The 18,376-nt window shown below is 58.5% G+C and carries 18 protein-coding genes; 7 read left to right on the forward strand and 11 right to left on the reverse strand.

Annotated elements, in window-relative coordinates; all coding sequences use genetic code 11:
- Positions 1–162: 162 nt before the first annotated feature.
- Both CFBP6623_RS10385 and CFBP6623_RS10390 read left to right on the forward strand, forming a co-directional pair.
- Positions 163–753, forward strand: coding sequence for a HupE/UreJ family protein (locus CFBP6623_RS10385; RefSeq protein WP_046797918.1), 591 nt, complete (start codon positions 163–165; stop codon positions 751–753).
- A gap of 100 nt (positions 754–853) precedes the next feature.
- Positions 854–1,609, forward strand: a complete 756-nt coding sequence (locus tag CFBP6623_RS10390) for a DUF2076 domain-containing protein (protein ID WP_046797917.1) — start codon at positions 854–856, stop codon at positions 1,607–1,609.
- 25 nt (positions 1,610–1,634) lie between these two features.
- On the opposite strand, the gene queF is transcribed toward CFBP6623_RS10390, so the two are convergent.
- The 4 genes from queF to CFBP6623_RS10410 all read right to left on the reverse strand — a co-directional run bounded on the left by queF (position 1,635) and on the right by CFBP6623_RS10410 (position 4,748).
- A complete protein-coding gene (gene queF, locus CFBP6623_RS10395; protein ID WP_046798410.1) occupies positions 1,635–2,099 on the reverse strand; it encodes a preQ(1) synthase in 465 nt (154 codons plus the stop codon).
- Between the two features lie 17 nt (positions 2,100–2,116).
- Positions 2,117–3,019: a cation diffusion facilitator family transporter gene (locus tag CFBP6623_RS10400; protein WP_046798409.1), complete on the reverse strand. Its 903-nt coding sequence runs from the start codon at positions 3,017–3,019 to the stop codon at positions 2,117–2,119.
- A gap of 154 nt (positions 3,020–3,173) precedes the next feature.
- On the reverse strand, positions 3,174–3,575 hold the full coding sequence (locus CFBP6623_RS10405) for a glyoxalase superfamily protein (protein ID WP_046797916.1): 402 nt from the start codon (positions 3,573–3,575) through the stop codon (positions 3,174–3,176).
- Positions 3,576–3,641: 66 nt separating this feature from the next.
- Positions 3,642–4,748, reverse strand: coding sequence for a branched-chain amino acid ABC transporter substrate-binding protein (locus CFBP6623_RS10410; protein ID WP_046797915.1), 1,107 nt, complete (start codon positions 4,746–4,748; stop codon positions 3,642–3,644).
- A gap of 286 nt (positions 4,749–5,034) precedes the next feature.
- Between CFBP6623_RS10410 and CFBP6623_RS10415 the strand changes: the two genes are divergently transcribed.
- Positions 5,035–6,210 carry a DUF3095 domain-containing protein gene (locus tag CFBP6623_RS10415; protein ID WP_046797914.1) on the forward strand — a complete coding sequence of 392 codons (1,176 nt, stop codon included), beginning with the start codon at positions 5,035–5,037 and terminating at the stop codon, positions 6,208–6,210.
- Between the two features lie 137 nt (positions 6,211–6,347).
- On the opposite strand, the gene CFBP6623_RS10420 is transcribed toward CFBP6623_RS10415, so the two are convergent.
- The 4 genes from CFBP6623_RS10420 to CFBP6623_RS10435 form a co-directional block, all read right to left on the reverse strand.
- Positions 6,348–6,671: an ArsR/SmtB family transcription factor gene (locus tag CFBP6623_RS10420; RefSeq protein WP_046797913.1), complete on the reverse strand. Its 324-nt coding sequence runs from the start codon at positions 6,669–6,671 to the stop codon at positions 6,348–6,350.
- Positions 6,672–7,214: 543 nt separating this feature from the next.
- Positions 7,215–8,261: a choline ABC transporter ATP-binding protein gene (choV, locus tag CFBP6623_RS10425; protein ID WP_046797912.1), complete on the reverse strand. Its 1,047-nt coding sequence runs from the start codon at positions 8,259–8,261 to the stop codon at positions 7,215–7,217.
- Positions 8,258–9,109: a choline ABC transporter permease subunit gene (gene choW / locus CFBP6623_RS10430; protein WP_046798408.1), complete on the reverse strand. Its 852-nt coding sequence runs from the start codon at positions 9,107–9,109 to the stop codon at positions 8,258–8,260. Before choW ends, choV begins: the two co-directional genes overlap by 4 nt.
- A gap of 187 nt (positions 9,110–9,296) precedes the next feature.
- Positions 9,297–10,199, reverse strand: coding sequence for a choline ABC transporter substrate-binding protein (locus tag CFBP6623_RS10435; protein ID WP_404801052.1), 903 nt, complete (start codon positions 10,197–10,199; stop codon positions 9,297–9,299).
- A 385-nt stretch (positions 10,200–10,584) separates the two neighbouring features.
- Between CFBP6623_RS10435 and CFBP6623_RS10440 the strand changes: the two genes are divergently transcribed.
- From CFBP6623_RS10440 to CFBP6623_RS10450, 3 genes are all read left to right on the forward strand, one after another.
- On the forward strand, positions 10,585–11,166 hold the full coding sequence (locus CFBP6623_RS10440) for a thymidine kinase (RefSeq protein ID WP_052818356.1): 582 nt from the start codon (positions 10,585–10,587) through the stop codon (positions 11,164–11,166).
- Positions 11,167–11,375: 209 nt separating this feature from the next.
- Positions 11,376–11,828 (forward strand): pseudoazurin, encoded by a 453-nt coding sequence (locus tag CFBP6623_RS10445; RefSeq protein ID WP_046797909.1) that lies wholly within the window; start codon positions 11,376–11,378, stop codon positions 11,826–11,828.
- 240 nt (positions 11,829–12,068) lie between these two features.
- The gene (locus CFBP6623_RS10450) at positions 12,069–13,226 is read left to right on the forward strand and encodes a DUF2333 family protein (protein ID WP_046797908.1); all 1,158 of its coding nucleotides are present in this window, start codon (positions 12,069–12,071) and stop codon (positions 13,224–13,226) included.
- Positions 13,227–13,253: 27 nt separating this feature from the next.
- Here CFBP6623_RS10450 and CFBP6623_RS10455 read toward each other — a convergent pair whose 3' ends face one another.
- Positions 13,254–13,970: a helix-turn-helix transcriptional regulator gene (locus CFBP6623_RS10455; RefSeq protein ID WP_046797907.1), complete on the reverse strand. Its 717-nt coding sequence runs from the start codon at positions 13,968–13,970 to the stop codon at positions 13,254–13,256.
- 100 nt (positions 13,971–14,070) lie between these two features.
- Positions 14,071–14,592 (reverse strand): TIGR00645 family protein, encoded by a 522-nt coding sequence (locus tag CFBP6623_RS10460; RefSeq protein ID WP_046797906.1) that lies wholly within the window; start codon positions 14,590–14,592, stop codon positions 14,071–14,073.
- A 353-nt stretch (positions 14,593–14,945) separates the two neighbouring features.
- Here CFBP6623_RS10460 and CFBP6623_RS10465 point away from each other — a divergent pair, with 353 nt between their 5' ends.
- The gene (locus CFBP6623_RS10465) at positions 14,946–17,186 is read left to right on the forward strand and encodes a TonB-dependent hemoglobin/transferrin/lactoferrin family receptor (protein ID WP_046797905.1); all 2,241 of its coding nucleotides are present in this window, start codon (positions 14,946–14,948) and stop codon (positions 17,184–17,186) included.
- Between the two features lie 57 nt (positions 17,187–17,243).
- Here the strand turns inward: CFBP6623_RS10465 and CFBP6623_RS10470 are convergent, their stop codons facing one another.
- Entirely contained in the window at positions 17,244–18,149 is a 906-nt protein-coding gene (locus CFBP6623_RS10470; RefSeq protein WP_080841933.1) for an extensin family protein, read from the reverse strand.
- Positions 18,150–18,376 lie beyond the last annotated feature (227 nt).

Raw genomic sequence — 18,376 nt, forward strand, 5'->3', positions numbered from 1 at the left:
GCGAAAAAGACAAGGTTCGCGCCTGAACAATAAACAGCACCCCCGGCAGATGACGCATGGACAGCTTATTTGCGTTCACGATATCGTCGCCCCCTTATTGCAGCGCCGCCCGGCCCGGAAGCCCAGGATCCTGACCGGCGGCAACAATCAAAAGAGGGAAACATGCTGAAAAGACTAAGCCTTGCCGCTGCCGCGCTCGGCGTTACCGCCCTGCCCGCCTTTGCCCATTTGAACCCGGAAGAACACGGCTCCTTCATGGCTGGCGTTTCCCACCCCTTCTTTGGGGCGGACCATATTCTGGCGATGGTGGCCGTCGGCATATGGGCCTCGCAGATCGCCACGGCGGACAGTGACCGCAAAGCCCTGTGGATCGTGCCCTCCGCTTTTGTTGGCACCATGGCCGTCGGGTTTCTGATGGCGGTTTACGGTATCGGTCTTCCCTTCGTCGAATCCGCCATTCTCGCCTCCGTCATTGGTCTCGGCCTGCTGGTTGCCGCAGCGGCAAAACTTCCCGCGGCGGCAGCAGCAGCGGTTGTCGGCGCTTTCGCGCTTTTCCATGGCTACGCCCATGGTGGTGAACTGGGCAGTGCAGGCGCCTGGCAATTCGGCCTTGGCTTCATGATCGCCACCGCGCTGCTGCATCTGGCCGGCATCGCGCTTGGCCTTGGCATTGCCCGTTTCGGCTCGGTGGCAAGCCGCACCATCGGCGCGCTGACGGCAATCGCCGGCCTGTCGCTTGCCCTCGGCGGCTGACGATCATTACCGAAATTTAAAATTCGGGCCGCTTTGAAAAGCCAAAATTGAGGCCTACCTCCTTATCGTGGATTTACGCTTCACGGTAAGGAGGCAGCATATGTCACCGGAAGAAAGCCAGCTTCTCAAGGGCCTGTTCGACAGGACCAAAACCGCATCCGCCACCCCGCGTGACCGCGAGGCGGAAACATTGATCGCAGACGCCGTGCGTGATCAGCCCGCAGCCCCCTATTATCTCGCCCAGGCGGTGATCGTTCAGGAAAAAGGGCTGGAAGCGGCAGCAGCCCATATCAGGCAGCTCGAAGAACGCATCCATGCGCTGGAAAGCAGCAATGGCGCCCCGCAGGCGGCCGCACAGGGCGGGTTCCTGAGTTCCATTTTCGGCACCGGCCAGCCTCAGCCACCCGCACCAACGCCAGCCCCTGCTGTGGCGCCAACCTCATGGCGCAACGATACCGCCGGTCAGACGGCCGGTCCGTGGGGATCTCAGGCGGGTCAACAGCAACCCAGCGGCCCCTGGAGCCAGCAACCTACTGCCGTTGGGCGTTCAGGTGGTGGATTTCTGCAGGGCGCGCTCGGCACGGCCGCCGGCGTCGCAGGCGGCATGCTGCTTGCCAATTCGTTGAGCGGCATTTTCGGCAGCCACATGTCGTCGCTCGGGCTCGGTTCACCCTTCGGCGGCGGCAATGCGGCGGGTAACGCCCCCGTCGAGGAAACCGTCGTCAACAATTATTACGGCGACAGCGCCAGCCAGCAGAATAACGACGACGATGACGACAATACACAGCAGGCTGATTATGATGACAGCGCCGACGATATGGATTCAGATTCAGGCGACGACGGTTCGTTCGCCTGAATCTTGATGCGTCTAAACAGCCGGATCAGCCCCGACCGCGATAAGGCGCGACGCCCTGATCCGGCAGCCACACGCCTTCGGGCGCCGCTCCGGTCTGCCAGAAGACGTCGATGGGAATGCCGCCACGCGGATACCAGTAAGCGCCGATGCGCAGCCATTTCGGCTGCAGCAGCTCCACCAGACGCTTGGCGATATAGACCGAGCAATCCTCATGGAATGCGCCGTGGTTGCGGAAGGATTGCAGGAAAAGCTTCAGCGACTTCGATTCCACCAGGAAATCACCCGGAATATAATCGATGACGATATGGGCGAAGTCCGGCTGGCCGGTCATCGGGCAAAGCGAGGTGAATTCGGGCGCGGTGAAGCGCACGACGTAATCGGTACCGGCATTGCCGTTCGGCACTTTTTCGAGAATGGCCTTTTCCGGGCTCTCGGGCGTATCGACCTTCGTGCCCAGCTGCGACAGGCTGGAAACATCCGTCACGGACATGGAATACTCCTGTTCATTCATACAATGACTTTGACGCCATGCGCCTTTTCGCCTTCCGGCTCGACGTGAATGGCAAGGCTGGCGCCCGGTATGACCTCCCTTATGGCATCTTCAAGGCGGTCGCAAATATCATGCGCCTCCCGCACCGTCATCGTGGCGGGAACGACCACGTGGAAATCGATGAAAGCCGCCGAACCGGCGCGCCGGGTTCTAAGGTCATGCACGCCCATCACGCCACCGGAATGTTCGGCGATAGCTTTCTTGATCGCCTCGTCTTCTTCCGGCTCCACCGCCCGGTCCATCAGCCCGCCAAGCGAATGCAGGATGACCTTCGATCCCTGAAACAGGATGTTGATGGCAACCAGTATGGCGAGCAGCGGATCGAGAATGGCGTAACCCGTCAGAAGCGCCAGAATGAGGCCGACGAGAACGCCCGCTGACGTCACGACATCGGACATGATGTGATGGCCATCCGCGGCAAGCGCCGGCGAGGCGTATTTCCTGCCGACACGGATCAGGGTCGTCGCCCAGACAGCATTGATGACCGCTGCAAATGCGTTGATGGCAAGACCGAGAACCGGCGCTTCCGGCAGCCTCGGATTGAAGAGGCTGCCCCACGCTTCCTGCACGATCAACAGCGCGGCAACAACGATCAGCACACCTTCCACGACGGCGGAAATATATTCCGCCTTGTGATGGCCGAACTGGTGGTCGTCATCGGCAGGTTTCTGCGCATACCGGATGACGAAATAGGCGATGAAGGCCGCGACCACGTTGACGGTCGATTCCAGACCATCAGACAGAAGTGCGACGGACCCCGTGACCCACCAGGCCAGAAGCTTGAGGCCCAGCACGCCGAAAGAAAGTGGAATGCCCCAGAATGCGAGCTTCCTTACCAGTGCATTGCCTTCACTGTTCATTTTTGCCCCCGTGCGGATGCGAACGAATTGCATGACCGACTGCCAAAACGCACGAACCGCGCGCACGGGGTCTCCGTGCGCGCGGTTCGCTATTGGGTTTTCTATCGTTCAAACCGCCGGCAAGGTCAAGAGGCTCTAGGTCGCATCAACGACCTCAATCCTCGCTTTTCTGTTCGCAGAAACGGATGCGGTTGCCGAAGGGATCGGTGACTTCCATCACATCGCCCCAGGGCAGTTCTTCGACGCCCGGCTTCATGAAGCGATAATCATGTGCCGCCAGTTCCTGTTGAAAAGCGTGAACGCCGCGCATGGTGACAAAGATGTTGGAGCCCGGCGTCGCATCGCCGTGGTGGCCGCTGAGGTGCAGCCCCATTCCGGCGCGCGATACCTGCATATAAAGCGGGAAATTGTCGCCGAAGCGATGTTCCCAGTCGATCTCGAAACCGAGAAAATCGACATAAAACTCCCGCGCCTTGGCCTCGTCGAAAATCCTGACGATTGGGAATGTTCGCTCGAAACCGATTTCTGAAAGGCTGTGCTTCCCGGCGTCGCCCATTGTCACTGCCCCTTTTCAGGCCATAAAAGAAGACCGGCCGCAACGGGTGCGGCCGGTATCGTAGGCTTATTCGGCGGCGACGATCTTGCCGTCCTGCCACTTGAAGAGCGAGAAGGTCTGCGACGTCAGGTCGCCATTCTCGCCATAGGTGACCTTGCCGATGGCCGTGGCGAAAGCATCGCCGCTCTTCAGAGCCTTGACAACCGCTTCGGCATCCTTGGCGCTTCCAGCCTTCTCGATGCCGGCCTTCAACACTTCAACGGCAGCATAGGCATTGAGAGTGAAGGCTTCCGCCGGAATGTTGGCGGCCTTCAGCGCTTCGGCTGCGGCCTTGCTGTCATCGTTCTTCAGCGCGTCGGAGGCGTTGGTGAAGATCGTGCCTTCGCCAGCCTGCGAACCGATGTTCCAGAACTCGCTGTTCGACAGGCCGTCACCGCCGATGACGGCGGCCTTGGAGCCGATGTCCTTCAGCTGGCGCACCAGAAGACCAGCTTCCGGATGGTAACCGCCGAAATAGACGATATCGGCATTGTCGGACTTCAGGCGGGCCGTCAGTGCGCCGAGATCCTTTTCGCCTGGTGTCAGCGCATCATAGAGAACTTCGGTCACGCCGCCGGCATTCAGCGTTGCCTTGAAGGCATCCGCGAGACCTTTGCCGTAAGCGCCCTTGTCGTGAATGATGGCGATCTTCTTGTCCTTGAGGTTGGCGAGAACGTATTTCGCCGCAACCTCGGCCTGCTGGTCGTCACGACCGCAGGTGCGGAAGACGTTGGAAAGGCCACGGTTCGTCAGGCCCGGCGCAGTTGCCGTGGGAGTGATCATCAGCACGCCGTTTTCGGCAAAGACATCCGATGCCGGAATGGCGACGCCCGACGTCACCGGACCAACGACGAAATGAATGCCTTCGGCAACGAGCTGGTTGGCCGCGGAAACGCCCTGCTTCGGCTCACCGCCATCGTCGGCCAGCTTCAGCACGATCTGTTCGCCGAGGATACCGCCCTTTTTGTTGATTTCATTGACTGCCGTCTGGGCGCCGTTCTTGACCTGGTCGCCATAGGCGGCGACAGGGCCGGTCAGCGGCGCAATCAGCCCGATGACGATTTCGGCATGGGCAAGGGGTGCGAATGCGAAGGACGCTGCAAGCGTCACGCTGGTCAATGTCTTCAGTTTCATCCTGGTGTCTCCTTAAAAGGGGTCGCGGACCCGGTGAGCGCCATGGGCGTTGACCGAATGAAACCTATCGGACGCCTCCCGGCGAAAACTCGTTCCATGTTTGAATTCCGAGCCTTCAATCTCAACTCATACGGAAGGTTTGATGATTTATGCAAGTCACCTTTGTTGGATAAGGTCTATTACCTGTAAATCAATCGCCCCGCCCGTCATGATTGCGCCATCAGAACCGATAATCGACCCTTCGTAAACCCTTGGCGTTTGCCTGCCAGAAGAGGATAATGCCGGCATGATCGCAGCAGATGACGCATTTCTGACGGGCCTCCCCGTCTTCCGGCATTTTGAAGACGTGGCAGACCCGGCGCTTTACCGCGCCCTGCCGCCGGGATGGGGATTGGCCATCGCCGATATCGTCGATTCGACGGCCGCAATCGGCGCCGGCAGATACAAGTCCGTCAACATGGCCGGCGCGGCGGTCATATCAGGCGTCTCGAACAGTCTTGGCCGCCACGACCTGCCCTTCGTCTTCGGCGGTGATGGCGCTGCCGTCGCCGTGCCCGCAAATGGACTGCCGCTTGCAGGCATCGCTCTTTCGAACGTGCAGCGCTGGGTGAAGGACGATCTCGACCTTTCGATGCGGGTCGCCCTGGTCCCGATCGAAGACATCCGCACAAACGGCTTCGATGTCAGGGTCGCACGCTTTCAGGCAAGCGAAGATGTTTCCTACGCCATGTTTTCGGGCGGCGGCAACAGCTGGGCGGAAGCGCGGATGAAAGACGGGCAATATACCCTGCCAGCCGCCGCAGCGGGTGAGCGGCCGGATCTCACTGGCCTCTCATGTCGCTGGAACCCCATTCCGGCCACCCATGGCAAGGTGGTGTCGATCATCGCCGTGCCGGGACCGTCGCAGGATATGCCCGCCTTCCGGCAACTGGTCGTCGATCTCGTTGACCTGGCCGCACAGGATGCAAGACATGGCCACCCCGTGCCGGAGGACGGACCGAAACTCGGTTTTGTTGGAGAAGGCCTCGATCTGGAAGCAAAGGCCGGCGCGGCCTATCACGATGGCTGGGGGCAGAAGCGCCGTTCGCTGCGCATCCTCGGCGAAAGCCTGCTCGTCAATCTCCTCGGCCGGACGGGACTATCGCTTGGACGGTTCAATGCCATGCGTTACCGGCGCTCGGTGGCCAGCAATACCGATTTCAGAAAATTCGATGACGGGCTGAAGATGACGGTGGACATAGACGCCGCGCGGCTCGAAAAAATCCATGCCCGGCTGGAACAGGCCCGCTTGTCCGGAACCTGTTATTTCGGCCTGCACGAGCAGGGGGCTGCCTTGATGACCTGTATCGTTCCCTCGCCTCTTTCGCGAGATCACATGCATTTCGTGGACGGCGCAGATGGCGGATATGCGGCTGCGTCGAGCCGCCTCAAACGACAGATGCAGGCGGCGCCATCCTCCTGAAACCCGCCGGTGTGAGAGGCGCATCTCTTTGCCCTATGGACCCTCTGATGCAAACGCAGGACCCGAAAACGAAAAACCGGCGTCGTGCGCCGGTTTCAACGGATATGTTGCCGTAAAGGCCTGAAATGGCCGTGGGATCAAGCGGCAGTCTTGCTGCTGCTCTTCTGCACCTGGCAATAAATTTCCTCGAGGGATGCGAGGATTTTTTTGACGGATTCGGAATTGCTGGAATAATAGATGGTCTGCGCATCCCGTCGTGTCTTGACCAGCCGTTGCGCACGCAATTTGGAAAGATGCTGCGAAAGAGCGGACTGGCTGAGACCAACCTGCGAAGCGAGAACACCGACCGGCACTTCCGTATCCACCAGCGTGCATAAGATCATCAGGCGCTTGGGATTCGCCATCGCTGAGAGCAAGTCTGCAGCGGCGATGCTATGTTCCGACAGAGATTGGTTATCCATACGCTCAAGTCTCCTGATGACAGTCGGAAAGACCGTCATGGTGGCTATAATAGGTGTTCCAAAAGAAGTTTTTATAATTCGGCGGATACGTTGTATATACCTAAATCTTGCTTATATCGTGTCCCTTTCAAAGACTATTCTTGATCATTTATTTACTTAAGACATCGCGACTAAATTATAATCTTTTTGCCTGATTTTTATCAATTTATCAATAACCTTATGTATTAGCGGTAGTATTTATAAGCAGCAAACGATCAGAATTTGAGCGTATAAATCCTGACGACCAGTGACCGGTTTTGAGGCTGCAATCTTATACCACCTTAAATTTAGCAACGGCCTACAGAATCTAGATTAACTTTGCGCAATTTTCTCGAAATTTGCAATATGATTTTTATTAGTAATTATTTTCATGCATAACTTGTGATACCAAAAATATTCTTTGCTACCATGGGAAGGTATAACTTGCGCTGCAACGTCCGTTTAAAAGCATAAAGGGCCATCCATCACGGAAGGCCCTTTATGCTGTTCTCGCAGAAAAAAATATTATTTTTTTCGGTGACGGGTCAGCCCGGTCACGATCTCATCTGCGGAAATCGTGCCTATGATGGCGCCATTGTCGACGACACCGATCGCGCCCGAATGCTTCGCAAGCGCATCGAGAATGTCGATCAGCGGCGATGACGCAAGCGCGGTGGCGGCCACGGTCAGCCGCCCGTTTCGCTCGTCGACACCCGGTTTCATCACGTCGGCGGCGGTGAGCATCGAGATCGGGTTCATGTTCTGCACGAAGTCAGCGACATATTGCGTGGCCGGCTGCTTGACGATCTGCTGTGGCGTACCGCACTGGATGATGCGCCCGCCTTCCATCATGGCGATGCGATTGCCGATGCGGAATGCTTCGTCCAGATCGTGGCTGACGAAGAGAATGGTCTTCTTCAGCCGGCTCTGGAATTCCAGGAGCTCGTCCTGCAAACGGCTTCTGATGAGCGGATCGAGCGCCGAAAACGGCTCGTCCATCAAGAGAATCGGCGCTCCGGTGGCAAAGGCCCGGGCCAGCCCCACGCGCTGCTGCATGCCGCCGGAAAGCTCCCCCACCTTGCGGTCGGCCCAGGCGGACAGGTTCACCAGCTCCAGCTGCTCGGCCACCATGCGTTTGCGCTCTGCTTCCGGCACGCCGGAAAGCTCAAGCCCGAAACCGACATTGTCGGCCACATTGCGCCAGGGCAGAAGGCCGAATTGCTGGAACACCATCGAAACCGTATGCGTGCGCAGGTCGCGCAGCGTCTTCGCCGGGCAGCGATAGGGATCGACATAACCGGACTTGGTCTTCACACCGACATTGCCGCGCACCACCGGCGCCAGACCATTGACGGCGCGAAGCAGCGTCGATTTTCCGGATCCGGAAAGCCCCATGAGCACGAGGATTTCGCCTTCACTCACCGACAGCGACGCATTGGCAACACCGAGCACCAGCCCGGTCTCGCTATTGATCTCGTCACGGGTACTGCCTTTGTCGATCATCGGCAGGGCGGCATCGGGCCGGTCACCGAAAACGATGTCGACATTTCCGAAGATGATGGCATCACTCATAGGTCATCCTCCGCACCGGGAAGTCGGAAAAGCCGGTCGAGAACGATCGCCAATATGACGATGCATAGTCCCGCCTCGAAGCCCATGGAGATATTGACGGTGTTGAGCGCGCGCACCACCGGTACGCCGAGCCCGTTGGCGCCGACGAGAGCGGAGATGACCACCATCGACAGCGACAGCATGATCGTCTGGGTCAAGCCCGCCATGATTTGCGGCGCAGCGAAGGGAAGCTCCACCTTGCGCAGAACCTGAGACGGCGTCGCACCGAAGGCGACCGCCGCCTCCACCAGCGCCGGCGGCGTCGAGACGATGCCGAGGCGGGTAAGCCGCACGGGGGCCGGAATGGCGAAGATGACGGTGGCGATGAGCCCCGGAACCATGCCAAGGCCGAATAGCACCAGCGCCGGAATGAGATAAACAAAGGTCGGGATGGTCTGCATCAGGTCCAGCACCGGGCGCATGCCGGCATAGATCCATTTACGCCGTGCCGCCAATATGCCGAGCGGTATGCCGATGATCATGCACACAGCGCTCGCGGCAATCACCAGCGCCAACGTTTCCGTCGTGGCCTTCCAGTAACCGAGATTGATGATGAGCAGCAGGCCGAGCGCCGTGAAGAGCGGCATACCGACCGAGCGGCGTGTCCAGGCCGAAAGCGCCGTCAATATCGCGACGATGATCAGCGGATGCGGCGCCTGCAAAACATAAAGCAGGGCGTTGATGACGCTTTGGAAGATGAAAGAAAGCCAATCGAAGAAAAAAGCGAGATTGCCGGTCAGCCAGTCGATGGCCTCCTTGGCATATCGGCCGACAGGCAGGCGGTTTTCAGGAGCGCTGAGCCATTCCACGGTAAGAAAAGACCTTTCGTGAACAAATGCAGAAACGACGGCCGGCAGCGAGACTGCCGGACGCGGTGCTGGCGCGTGACCTGCGATGCGATAAAATTCGCCGGCTGAGGTCATGCATGGGCATCGTTATTTCCCGCTGCAATCCGGCCTGTCGCACAGGCCGGACGCAGTCATGCATAGTCTTGCGTTAAAGGCCCAGTGCCTTCTTGGCGGCGGGCAAGGCGTCGGCACTACCGTCCTTGGTCTTGACGTTGGCGAGCCATGGCTCGATCGCTGCCGGATTGGCCTTCAGCCAGGCGGTCGCTGCCGCTTCGCCCTCAAGGCCGTCATTCAGGATCTTGCCCATGATCTCGTTTTCCATGGGCAGGGAAAATTGCAGGTTCTTCAAAAGAGTGCCGACATTCGGGCATTCCTCGACATAACCCTTGCGGACATTGGTATGGATCGTCGCGCCGCCGAGATTGGGGCCGAAGACCTCGTCGCCGCCGGTCAGATAGGTCAGCTTGAAATTCGCATTCATCGGATGCGGCTCCCAGCCGAGGAAGACGATCGGCTCGCCGGATTTTTCCGCACGGGCAACCTGCGACAGCATGCCCTGTTCGGAAGACTCCACCACCTCGAATGATTTCAGGCCGAAACTGTCCTTGGCCACCATGTCGAGTATCAGGCGATTGCCGTCATTGCCCGGCTCGATGCCGTAAATCTTGCCGCCAAGATCGGCGCTATGGGCGGCGATATCCTTGAAGTCTTTGATGCCGAGTTCCGCGCCCTTGGCGTTGGTCGCCAGCGTGTATTTCGCGCCCGTCAGGTTTTCACGCACCGTCTCAACAGATTTGTCCTCGCGGTAAGGCGCGATATCGCCTTCCATGGTCGGCATCCAGTTGCCGAGGAAGACGTCGATGTCCTTGTTTTTCAAGGATGTATAGGTAACGGGTACGGAGAGAAGCTTGACGTCGGTTTCATAACCCAGGCTTTTCAGAAGTACGGTGGCGGTCGCCGTTGTGGCCGTGATGTCGGTCCAGCCAACATCTGAAAAACGCACCGTACCGCAACTTGCCGGCTCGGCGGCACCGGCCACGCTGAACGTCATGGAGGAGATTGCTGCGGCCAAGGCCAGACAGCGACTTTTATTTGCAAACATCGCTTGCTCCCTGTTTTTTCGTTCCCTTGCCATTATCAATATCTGCCGGCCACAATCAACTCGCGTGCATTTGCGTGCTTTGGCCCACCGTTTGCGACAAAACCGTGAAAATGTCGGTCTTTAACGGCGTAAAGGCGAGAATGGCAGGCCGTGGAAATCTGTGTTTTTTCCATCGCCGCACTTTTCAACCCGCTTGTTCGCCGTCAAAAGACGCAGATTGCAACATCGTTCAGGAATGAGAATCGGTTTTGCGCAGGCGCGATGCGCCGATTCAAGAGGTTGGAGCATTGTTACGGCGCGTCCGAAGGACGCAAAGGCGCTTCGGGAGTGGATAATGGCAAAACTCTATTTCAATTATGCGGCAATGAATGCCGGCAAATCGACCATGCTGCTGCAGGCGTCCTATAATTATCAGGAACGCGGCATGCGCACGCTGATCTTCACGGCCGCCTTTGACGATCGGGCGGGTGCCGGCCGGGTGGCATCGCGCATCGGCCTTTCTTCCGACGCCCGGACCTTCGACGAAAGCACGGATATCTTCGCCGAAGTATCGGCCCTCAATGCCGAAGCGCCGGTCGCCTGCGTATTCATCGACGAAGCCAACTTCCTTTCGGAACACCATGTCTGGCAGCTGGCCGCCATTGCCGACCGGCTGAACATCCCGGTCATGACCTATGGGCTGCGCACCGATTTTCAGGGCAAGCTTTTTCCGGCCTCGAAGGAACTGCTCGCCATTGCCGACGAGCTTCGCGAAATCCGCACAATCTGCCATTGCGGCCGCAAGGCGACGATGGTTGCCCGTTTCGACAATGCGGGCAATGTCGTCAAGGAAGGCGCGCAGATCGATGTCGGCGGCAACGAAAAATATGTGTCCTTCTGCCGCCGCCACTGGGTGGAAACGGTGAAGGGCGGCTAGAGCATTTCCAGGAAAAGTGCCCCCATTTCCGTCCTGAAACGCGACTAAACAAAGAGTTAGAGTTTTTCGCCATCCGAAGAAAAGTGAAAGCGCTCTAAATCTGCGTCCGGTTGCCGCATTTGATTTTTCGCAAAGATGGCTGCCCTGCTCCTGCGCTAAGACCACCGAGACACATTCGCGTGGATGTGCTTTCTCTCAGGAGCAAAATTATGCAGAACAAAACTGCCAAATTCGCCAGCCTCGCCATCATCGCAGGCCTTTTCGCCTTTCCCGCCCTGTCGGCTGAAATCGAAGTAAAGATGCTCAACAAGGGCAGCGACGGTCAGGCGATGGTCTTCGAACCGGCAACCGTCAAGGCCGCCGTCGGTGACGTCATCACCTTCGTCCCGGTCGACAAGGGCCATGATGCGGCAGCCGTCAAGGAAATGATCCCCGAAGGTGTCGCCGACTTCAAGGGCAAGATGAACGAGACGGTGAAGGTCACTGTCGACAAGGAAGGCGCTTATGTCATCAAATGCACGCCGCATCTCGGCATGGGAATGATAGCGCTGGTCGTCGTCGGCGATGCGCCGCCGGCCAATCTGGATGCCGTCAAGAATGGCAAGCTGCCTAAAAAAGCCCGCGACCGGCTGAACGCCGAGATTGCCAAGCTCGGCCTGTAACAGCATATCCCCGCGGCTCCGCGACGGTAGTATCCGGTGAAGCAGTCTGAGCATGCCGGAACAGCCGACGCGGACCGCAGGTTGAGAAAAGTTTCGCAATCATGTTGTATCCCGGTTGACCGGGACATATCTGGAAGACAGTAAATGACCGTGGTTTTTCCGAAGCGCCGAAGGGCGCCCGGTTGAGCCGCGGATTTTCTTCCGGCGTCCAGCCCCACGGGCAGAGGAGACTATGACGACATGATCGACCGGATCACCGCATTGATTCAGGCAGCCTTCAGCGCCATCGGCAAGGCCGCCGGCATGGTCGTCGCCTGGCTTTTGTGGCCCTTCATGGCCGCCCATGGCTGGTATCGCGATCGCAACTGGATCATCAAGGGGCCGATCGCTCTGGTTCTCATCCTGCTTGCCGGCTTTTATGGATATTTCGTCTGGCAGACGCAGGTCTGGAGCAATTTCGACCCGGATTACATTTCCCGCTACAAGCTAGCCGAACGCACCGTGCCGCCCGGACAGGAATTGCCGACCGCCACCCCGGCTGCGGCCGCCGGCGCCACCGGCGCTGCCGCCAACACGTCCGCACCGGTGTGCCAGCGATCCGCCATCGTCGATGCCGCCGCCGATCTCACCGATTTCAACGTCAACCAGAACGCATGGATTTCCTCCATGCTGCTTTACCGTCTCGGCCTTTTCGGCATGGACTGGGACAGCACGCCGTTTCTGGACAACAAGGCGTCATTCCAGCGTGGCGTGAACCAGGCCGTGCGACGCACCTCGGTGGAACTGGTGGATACGCTCGGCCGCGTGCGCGGAACCTCAGGTATCAACAACAATCTCCAGGAAGCGCGCGGTAACATGCAGTTTAGCGAATATTCCTGGTATTTCGGCCTTGATCCCTTCGGCCCGAAGACGCCGACGCCCAGCTATTACCGCGCCGCGATCCGCAGCTTCCAGGCCTTTAATGGCGAACTGACCGCCTGCAAGGCCGTCTTCGATACCCGCGCCGACAACCTGATCCAGTTCATCGACCGCATCGCCGGCGATATCGGCTCCACCTCTGCAATTCTGCGCGAGCGTTCGGAGAATTATAATGGCGGCTGGTTCGACACCCGCGCCGATGACCGTTTCTGGTTCGCTTATGGCCAGCTCTACGGATATTACGGCGTGCTTTCCGCCGCCGGATCGGACTTCGCGCAGGTCATCCGCGAGCGCAACCTGACCAACCTGTGGAACGACACGCTGGCGCAGACCCGCGCGGCCCTTCGCATCCAGCCGGCGATCATTTCCAACGGTGAGGAAAGCGGCTGGATCATGCCCTCGCATCTCGCCACGATGGGATTTTACGTGCTGCGGGTGCGCTCCAACCTCGTCGAGCTCCGTTCCGTTCTCGACCGCTGACAAGGGAGCCGGCTCTTTGCGGCCGGCTCAATCTATCAGGCGCTGACGTATGGTTTTTGCCACCAGCTGCGTACGGTTGACGCAGTCGAGCTTGCGCATGGCATTGTTCATATAGGTATTGACGGTGTGCTCCGAGATGGAGAGAAGCTCGGCAATCTCCACGGAGGTCTTGCCCTGCGCGGTCCAGCGCACCACGTCAAGCTCCCGTTTCGTGAGGGGCGACGGGCCTTTGGAGCCGATGCGGCAAAGACGATCATAGACCTCCAGAGCATGCAGCGCGATCATGCCCAGCTCATTCAGCGATGCCTGTGACAGGGTATCACGATCACCCGCAAAATTCATCAGATGCCGGTTTCCGCTCATGCCGCTCACTGGCACCATGAGACCGGAGGTGATGCCGATGCTGCCGAGCGAGGCCCCCGCTTCCGCCAGCGTTCCGCAGGCAATATCCGCGTCTTCCAGCGACCAGTATTGCGGCATCATCGATGAGGCGCCGCGCTTGATAACCGGACACTCGCCAAGCGCGCCATTCGCGGTCATCGCATTCACAACCCAGACCGGCAGGGTGCTTTCCACAACTGTTGGCAAGGCATAGGCATTGCTGCCACCGGGTAATTTCATCAGCGTCACATGCGCATAGCCGAATGCGTGCATTACCTCTTGCAGCGCCATCAACCATTGCTGCCTGTCGGCGGCGGCGGACAGGTCACGGCAAAGTCTGGCCTGGCGCTCCGTCTTCGACATTCAGCCACCACCACCCGATGGGCGCAAAATGTCCCAATGTGAGGAACAGACAGCAGAGGCGAAGACGGTTGCGACCTTCATGACGGGCGGACCACCTGGATTAAAGCGCGGGGTTTTCGGACTTGTCCTTCGGCTTGGCCATCAGTTTTTCCAGAAAACCGAGCATAACCGCCGAGACGACAAAAGCCAGATGGATGATGGTGAACCACATCAGCTTGCTGTCCGAATACTGGTTGGCGTTGAGGAATATCTGCAGCAGATGGATCGACGAAATCGCCACGATCGACGACGCGACCTTGATCTTCAGACTGCCGGCGTCGAGCTTGCCCAGAAAAGAAACCTCGTCATCCGCATTGTCGAAGCGGCTGACGAAATTCTCGTAACCGGAAATCATCACCATGACGATCAGGCTGGCGACCAGCGCCGCATCGATCAACCCAAGCATGGCGAGGATCATATCCGACTCGTCGTAAATAAAGACGTTCTTTGCAACCTTCAGGAACTTGAGCGCGAAGGAAAACGCATAAACCGCCAGCGCCGCGACAAGCCCGAGATAAAAAACGACGAGCAGCCAGCGGCTGGAGAGGATGATCCGCTCGACGAGCAGTTCAAGAGACTTCATTTCCGTATCCGATTAATAATCTGTTTATTGTTGGAGCATGCTTTCTTTCGCCATGTAAACTGGCTGCGAATATCCTAGCAAGCGGCAATGTCGGGACTTTGGCGGCACCGTGGCGTTTTTGCCGCATTCAGCACCTGGAAGACGCCACGGCGGCCCGTAACATTTCTGCAACATACCGTTATGCTTTAAAACATGATGCTAAAAGTCATATATAATATGTTGACAGTTATCATCATGTTTTCTAGTCCTCGCTTATCGGCTCGCCCGTAACAATTCAGAACATTTTAAGCCGCGCACAAGTGCGGCGCGTTTTCGCGCGCCGTGTCTATCCGTGCGCCTACCGGGGGTACTTAATGTCCATCTCGCGCACCCATTCCGCGCTGCTTCTGTGCACTGCCATGTCTCTTCTGCCGCTTGCCGGCCCCGCACGGGCACAGGATGCCGCGTCGCAGGCGGACGGCGCTACCACGCTTGAAAGGATCGTCGTCAAGGGCAAGCGCGTCAAAAGCGCCAATGCCGCCGCCGACACGCCACTGGCGAGCCAGACCACGGCGGAAGACATCCGCAAGAAGGACATCGGCAGCATCAAGGACCTCGGCAACAGCACGGAACCGGGCGTCGATTATGTGGATTCCAAGCCCGGCCGGCCCGGCGGCTTGTTCATTCGCGGCCTCGGCGGCGCGCGTGTCGTAACGCTGATTGACAATATTCCCGTCCCCTACTTCAATAATTTCGCCCGCCAGGGACAGGCAACCACCACCCTCAGCGATACGAGTTCGAGCTTCGATTTTTCCTCGCTCTCGACGGTTGACGTGGTGCGCGGCGCAGATTCCAGCCGTATCGGCTCCGGTGCTCTCGGCGGCGCGCTGGTGCTACGCACGCTCGAGCCGGAAGACCTGATCGGCGAAGGCAGGGATTGGGGCGGTGTCGCCAAGACCACCTATGACAGCGAAGACAAAAGCGTCGGCGGATCCCTCGCCGTCGCCAAGAAGATCGAGAACACTTCGGTCCTGTTCCAGGGTTCCTACAAGCGCGGCAACGAGACGGACAACAAGGGCACAGCCGATATCTACGGCACGCGCCGCACCAAGCCCAATCCCGCCGACACCTATGAAAGCAACCTGATGTTCAAGATCCGTCAGGATCTTGAAGGCGGCCATCGCATCGGCCTGACAGCCGAGCGCTATTCGCTGAGAAACCGCAGCGACATGAAGACCCTGCAGGGCGTCAGCGTTTCGGGATCGACCTACCGCATTGGCGACTATAGGGGCTACGAGGATACCGAGCGTGATCGCGTATCCCTCGATTACGAATACGAAGCGCCCTCGACCGACGGCTTCATCGACGCCGCCAATCTTTCGCTTTACTGGACGCGTCTTTCCAAGGAATCCGGCGCCGGAGACCGACTGACCAACAATTCGCTCTATATTCGCGAAGACAGCATGCGCAACAGCGCATTCGGCATCGTTGGCGGCCTTGAATCCGGTTTCGAACTCGGCGGCGTGCAGCACACGGTCCGTTTCGGCGGCAACGCCATGACGACCGATTTCAGCCAGGAGCTTTTCGCCAACACGGCTGGTTCAACCTCTTCGTCGCAATCAGACATGCCTGACGTGAGCGGCAAGAGCCTCGGCCTCTATCTCGATGACGAAATCGCATTTGGCAACGGCTTCCGCCTTACCCCCGGATTGCGCTTCGATTCCTATGATTACGATCCGGATGGTTCGGTATCCAGCAACAGCGGCTACAATACCTTCGGCCTGCCGAGCGGCAACAGCGGCTCGCGCTTCTCGCCAAAACTGCTTGCCACCTATGACGTGACGCCGGAACTTCAGCTCTTCGCACAATGGTCCATGGCTTATCGTGCGCCGACGATCAATGAATTGTACCTGAACTTCTCCAACGTCAGCTCCGGTTACGCAGTGGTCGGCAATTCCGCCCTCAACCCCGAGACCAGCAACGGTTTTGAAATCGGCGCGAACTATGCCTCCGGTGACCTCACGGGAAGCCTGACGCTGTTCCACAACAAGTACAAGAACTTCATCGAGCAGTACACGACCTCGACGACCCTGTTCCCCGGCTTTGGCGGCAGGGGCAACGGATCGCTCTTCACCTATCGCAACCGCAACAATGTTGAAATCTCCGGTGTGGAAGCCAAGGTCCGCAAGGACCTCGCAAACGGCTTCTTCGCCCATGCCTCGCTTGCTTATGCCTATGGCAAGGACACAGACACCAACGAGTTCATCCGCACGGTGGCACCGTTCAAGTCCGTGCTCGGCATCGGCTACGCGCAGGAAACCTGGGGCACGGAATTCACCGGCATTTTCTCCTCCGGCATGCGTGACGACAAGGTCGCAACCACCTTTGACGCACCCGGTTACGGCATCTTCAACCTGACCGGCTGGTGGGAGCCGGAACAGACCAAGGGCCTGCGCATCCAGGCCGGCATCTACAACCTGTTCGACAGGCAATACTGGAATGCGGTCGGCGTTCGTGACGTCAATCCCAACACCGTCAGCAGCGTCAACCAGCCGGTCGACTTCTATACGGAAGCCGGACGCAGCTTCAAAATCTCTCTGACCCAGAAATTCTAAAACCGGGCCAGAACCATCACCTCCAGTCGGGGCGGCCTTCGGGTCGCCCCTTTTTTGTCACCGGCAATAAAGGTAGTCGCCCTTTCGCTCCAGGACGTCGAGATGCAGGTGATCCTGATGGGTGGCATCGCTGCCGGGAGAAAGAACGGTGCGGAAGAACAGGCAGGCGGCGGCCGTAATCGTGCGCTGGAAGGCGCCTTCTGGCGTTCCGTCCTCGCCGCGCGTCTTCATCACCAACGGCTCGCCCTTGTCGAAGGAAATCGTGGAAATATCCACCGCATTGCCCTTGGCATGTTCGGAAATCTTGCCGTTTTCCGCACTGTTGCGGTTGCGGCAGATATAGGTCGAGGCATTGGCGATCGCCGTCACCTTCTTCTCCGGCAGGGCAAGGGCCGCCGCCGGCAACACCATCTCCTTGGTCCAGCGGGAAAGGGCAAGCGCGGTTTCGCAGCGCATGGTGCCTGAAGGTTCAAGCTTTATATCAGGCAGAACCACGGAAAGCTCAATTGGCGCTTCAACGCCGCAGCCCTGTTCTTCGTCACGGATCGGCTCAAGTTTTTTGAATTCCGCGCCGATTTCCTTCAGCGCACCAAGGCAGGCCTCAAGTGCTGCCGGGTCTTCCGGCTTTACCGGCTCCGGTGGTTTCTCCGGTTTTGCCGCTTCGTCAGCTGGTTTCTGTTGTTCCCCGCCATCCTTGCCCTCGCTTTTCCCCTTCGCGTCATCGGCACTCTTATCAGCAGGTGTCTTTTCACCATCCGGTTTCTGTTCTTCCGGAGCCTGCGGCTTCGGAACCGGTTTCGGCGCTTCCACCGGGTCTTGCGCCTTCCCGTCCGATGGTTTTTCCGAAGGGGTGGAGGATTGCCCCTCACCCGGCTTGGGCTGTGGCACAGGCACCTGGGGGGGCGGTTCCGAGGCGGAAATCAATGCAAGGCTGGCTACCAGAAGACACAGGCGATGAAGCATTATACGGGGTACTCCTGACCGTTTCGGCAGGAGAGCAACGCAGCAGCGCCCCCTAAGGTTCATTCCCTCACCGAAATCCGCTTGCCAAGGCGGATCGTGCACGCTAACAATTTTCCCATGAATATCGTGTCTATGAACATTGCTAACTGGTGGTGGAGCAGCTTTACGCGGCCTTGACCAGTCATGTCTTCAGACAAAGTCCAAGCCGCCCGAATTTTCAGGCGGCT

The organism is Agrobacterium tumefaciens (genome assembly GCF_005221385.1).
GTDB lineage: Bacteria > Pseudomonadota > Alphaproteobacteria > Rhizobiales > Rhizobiaceae > Agrobacterium > Agrobacterium tomkonis.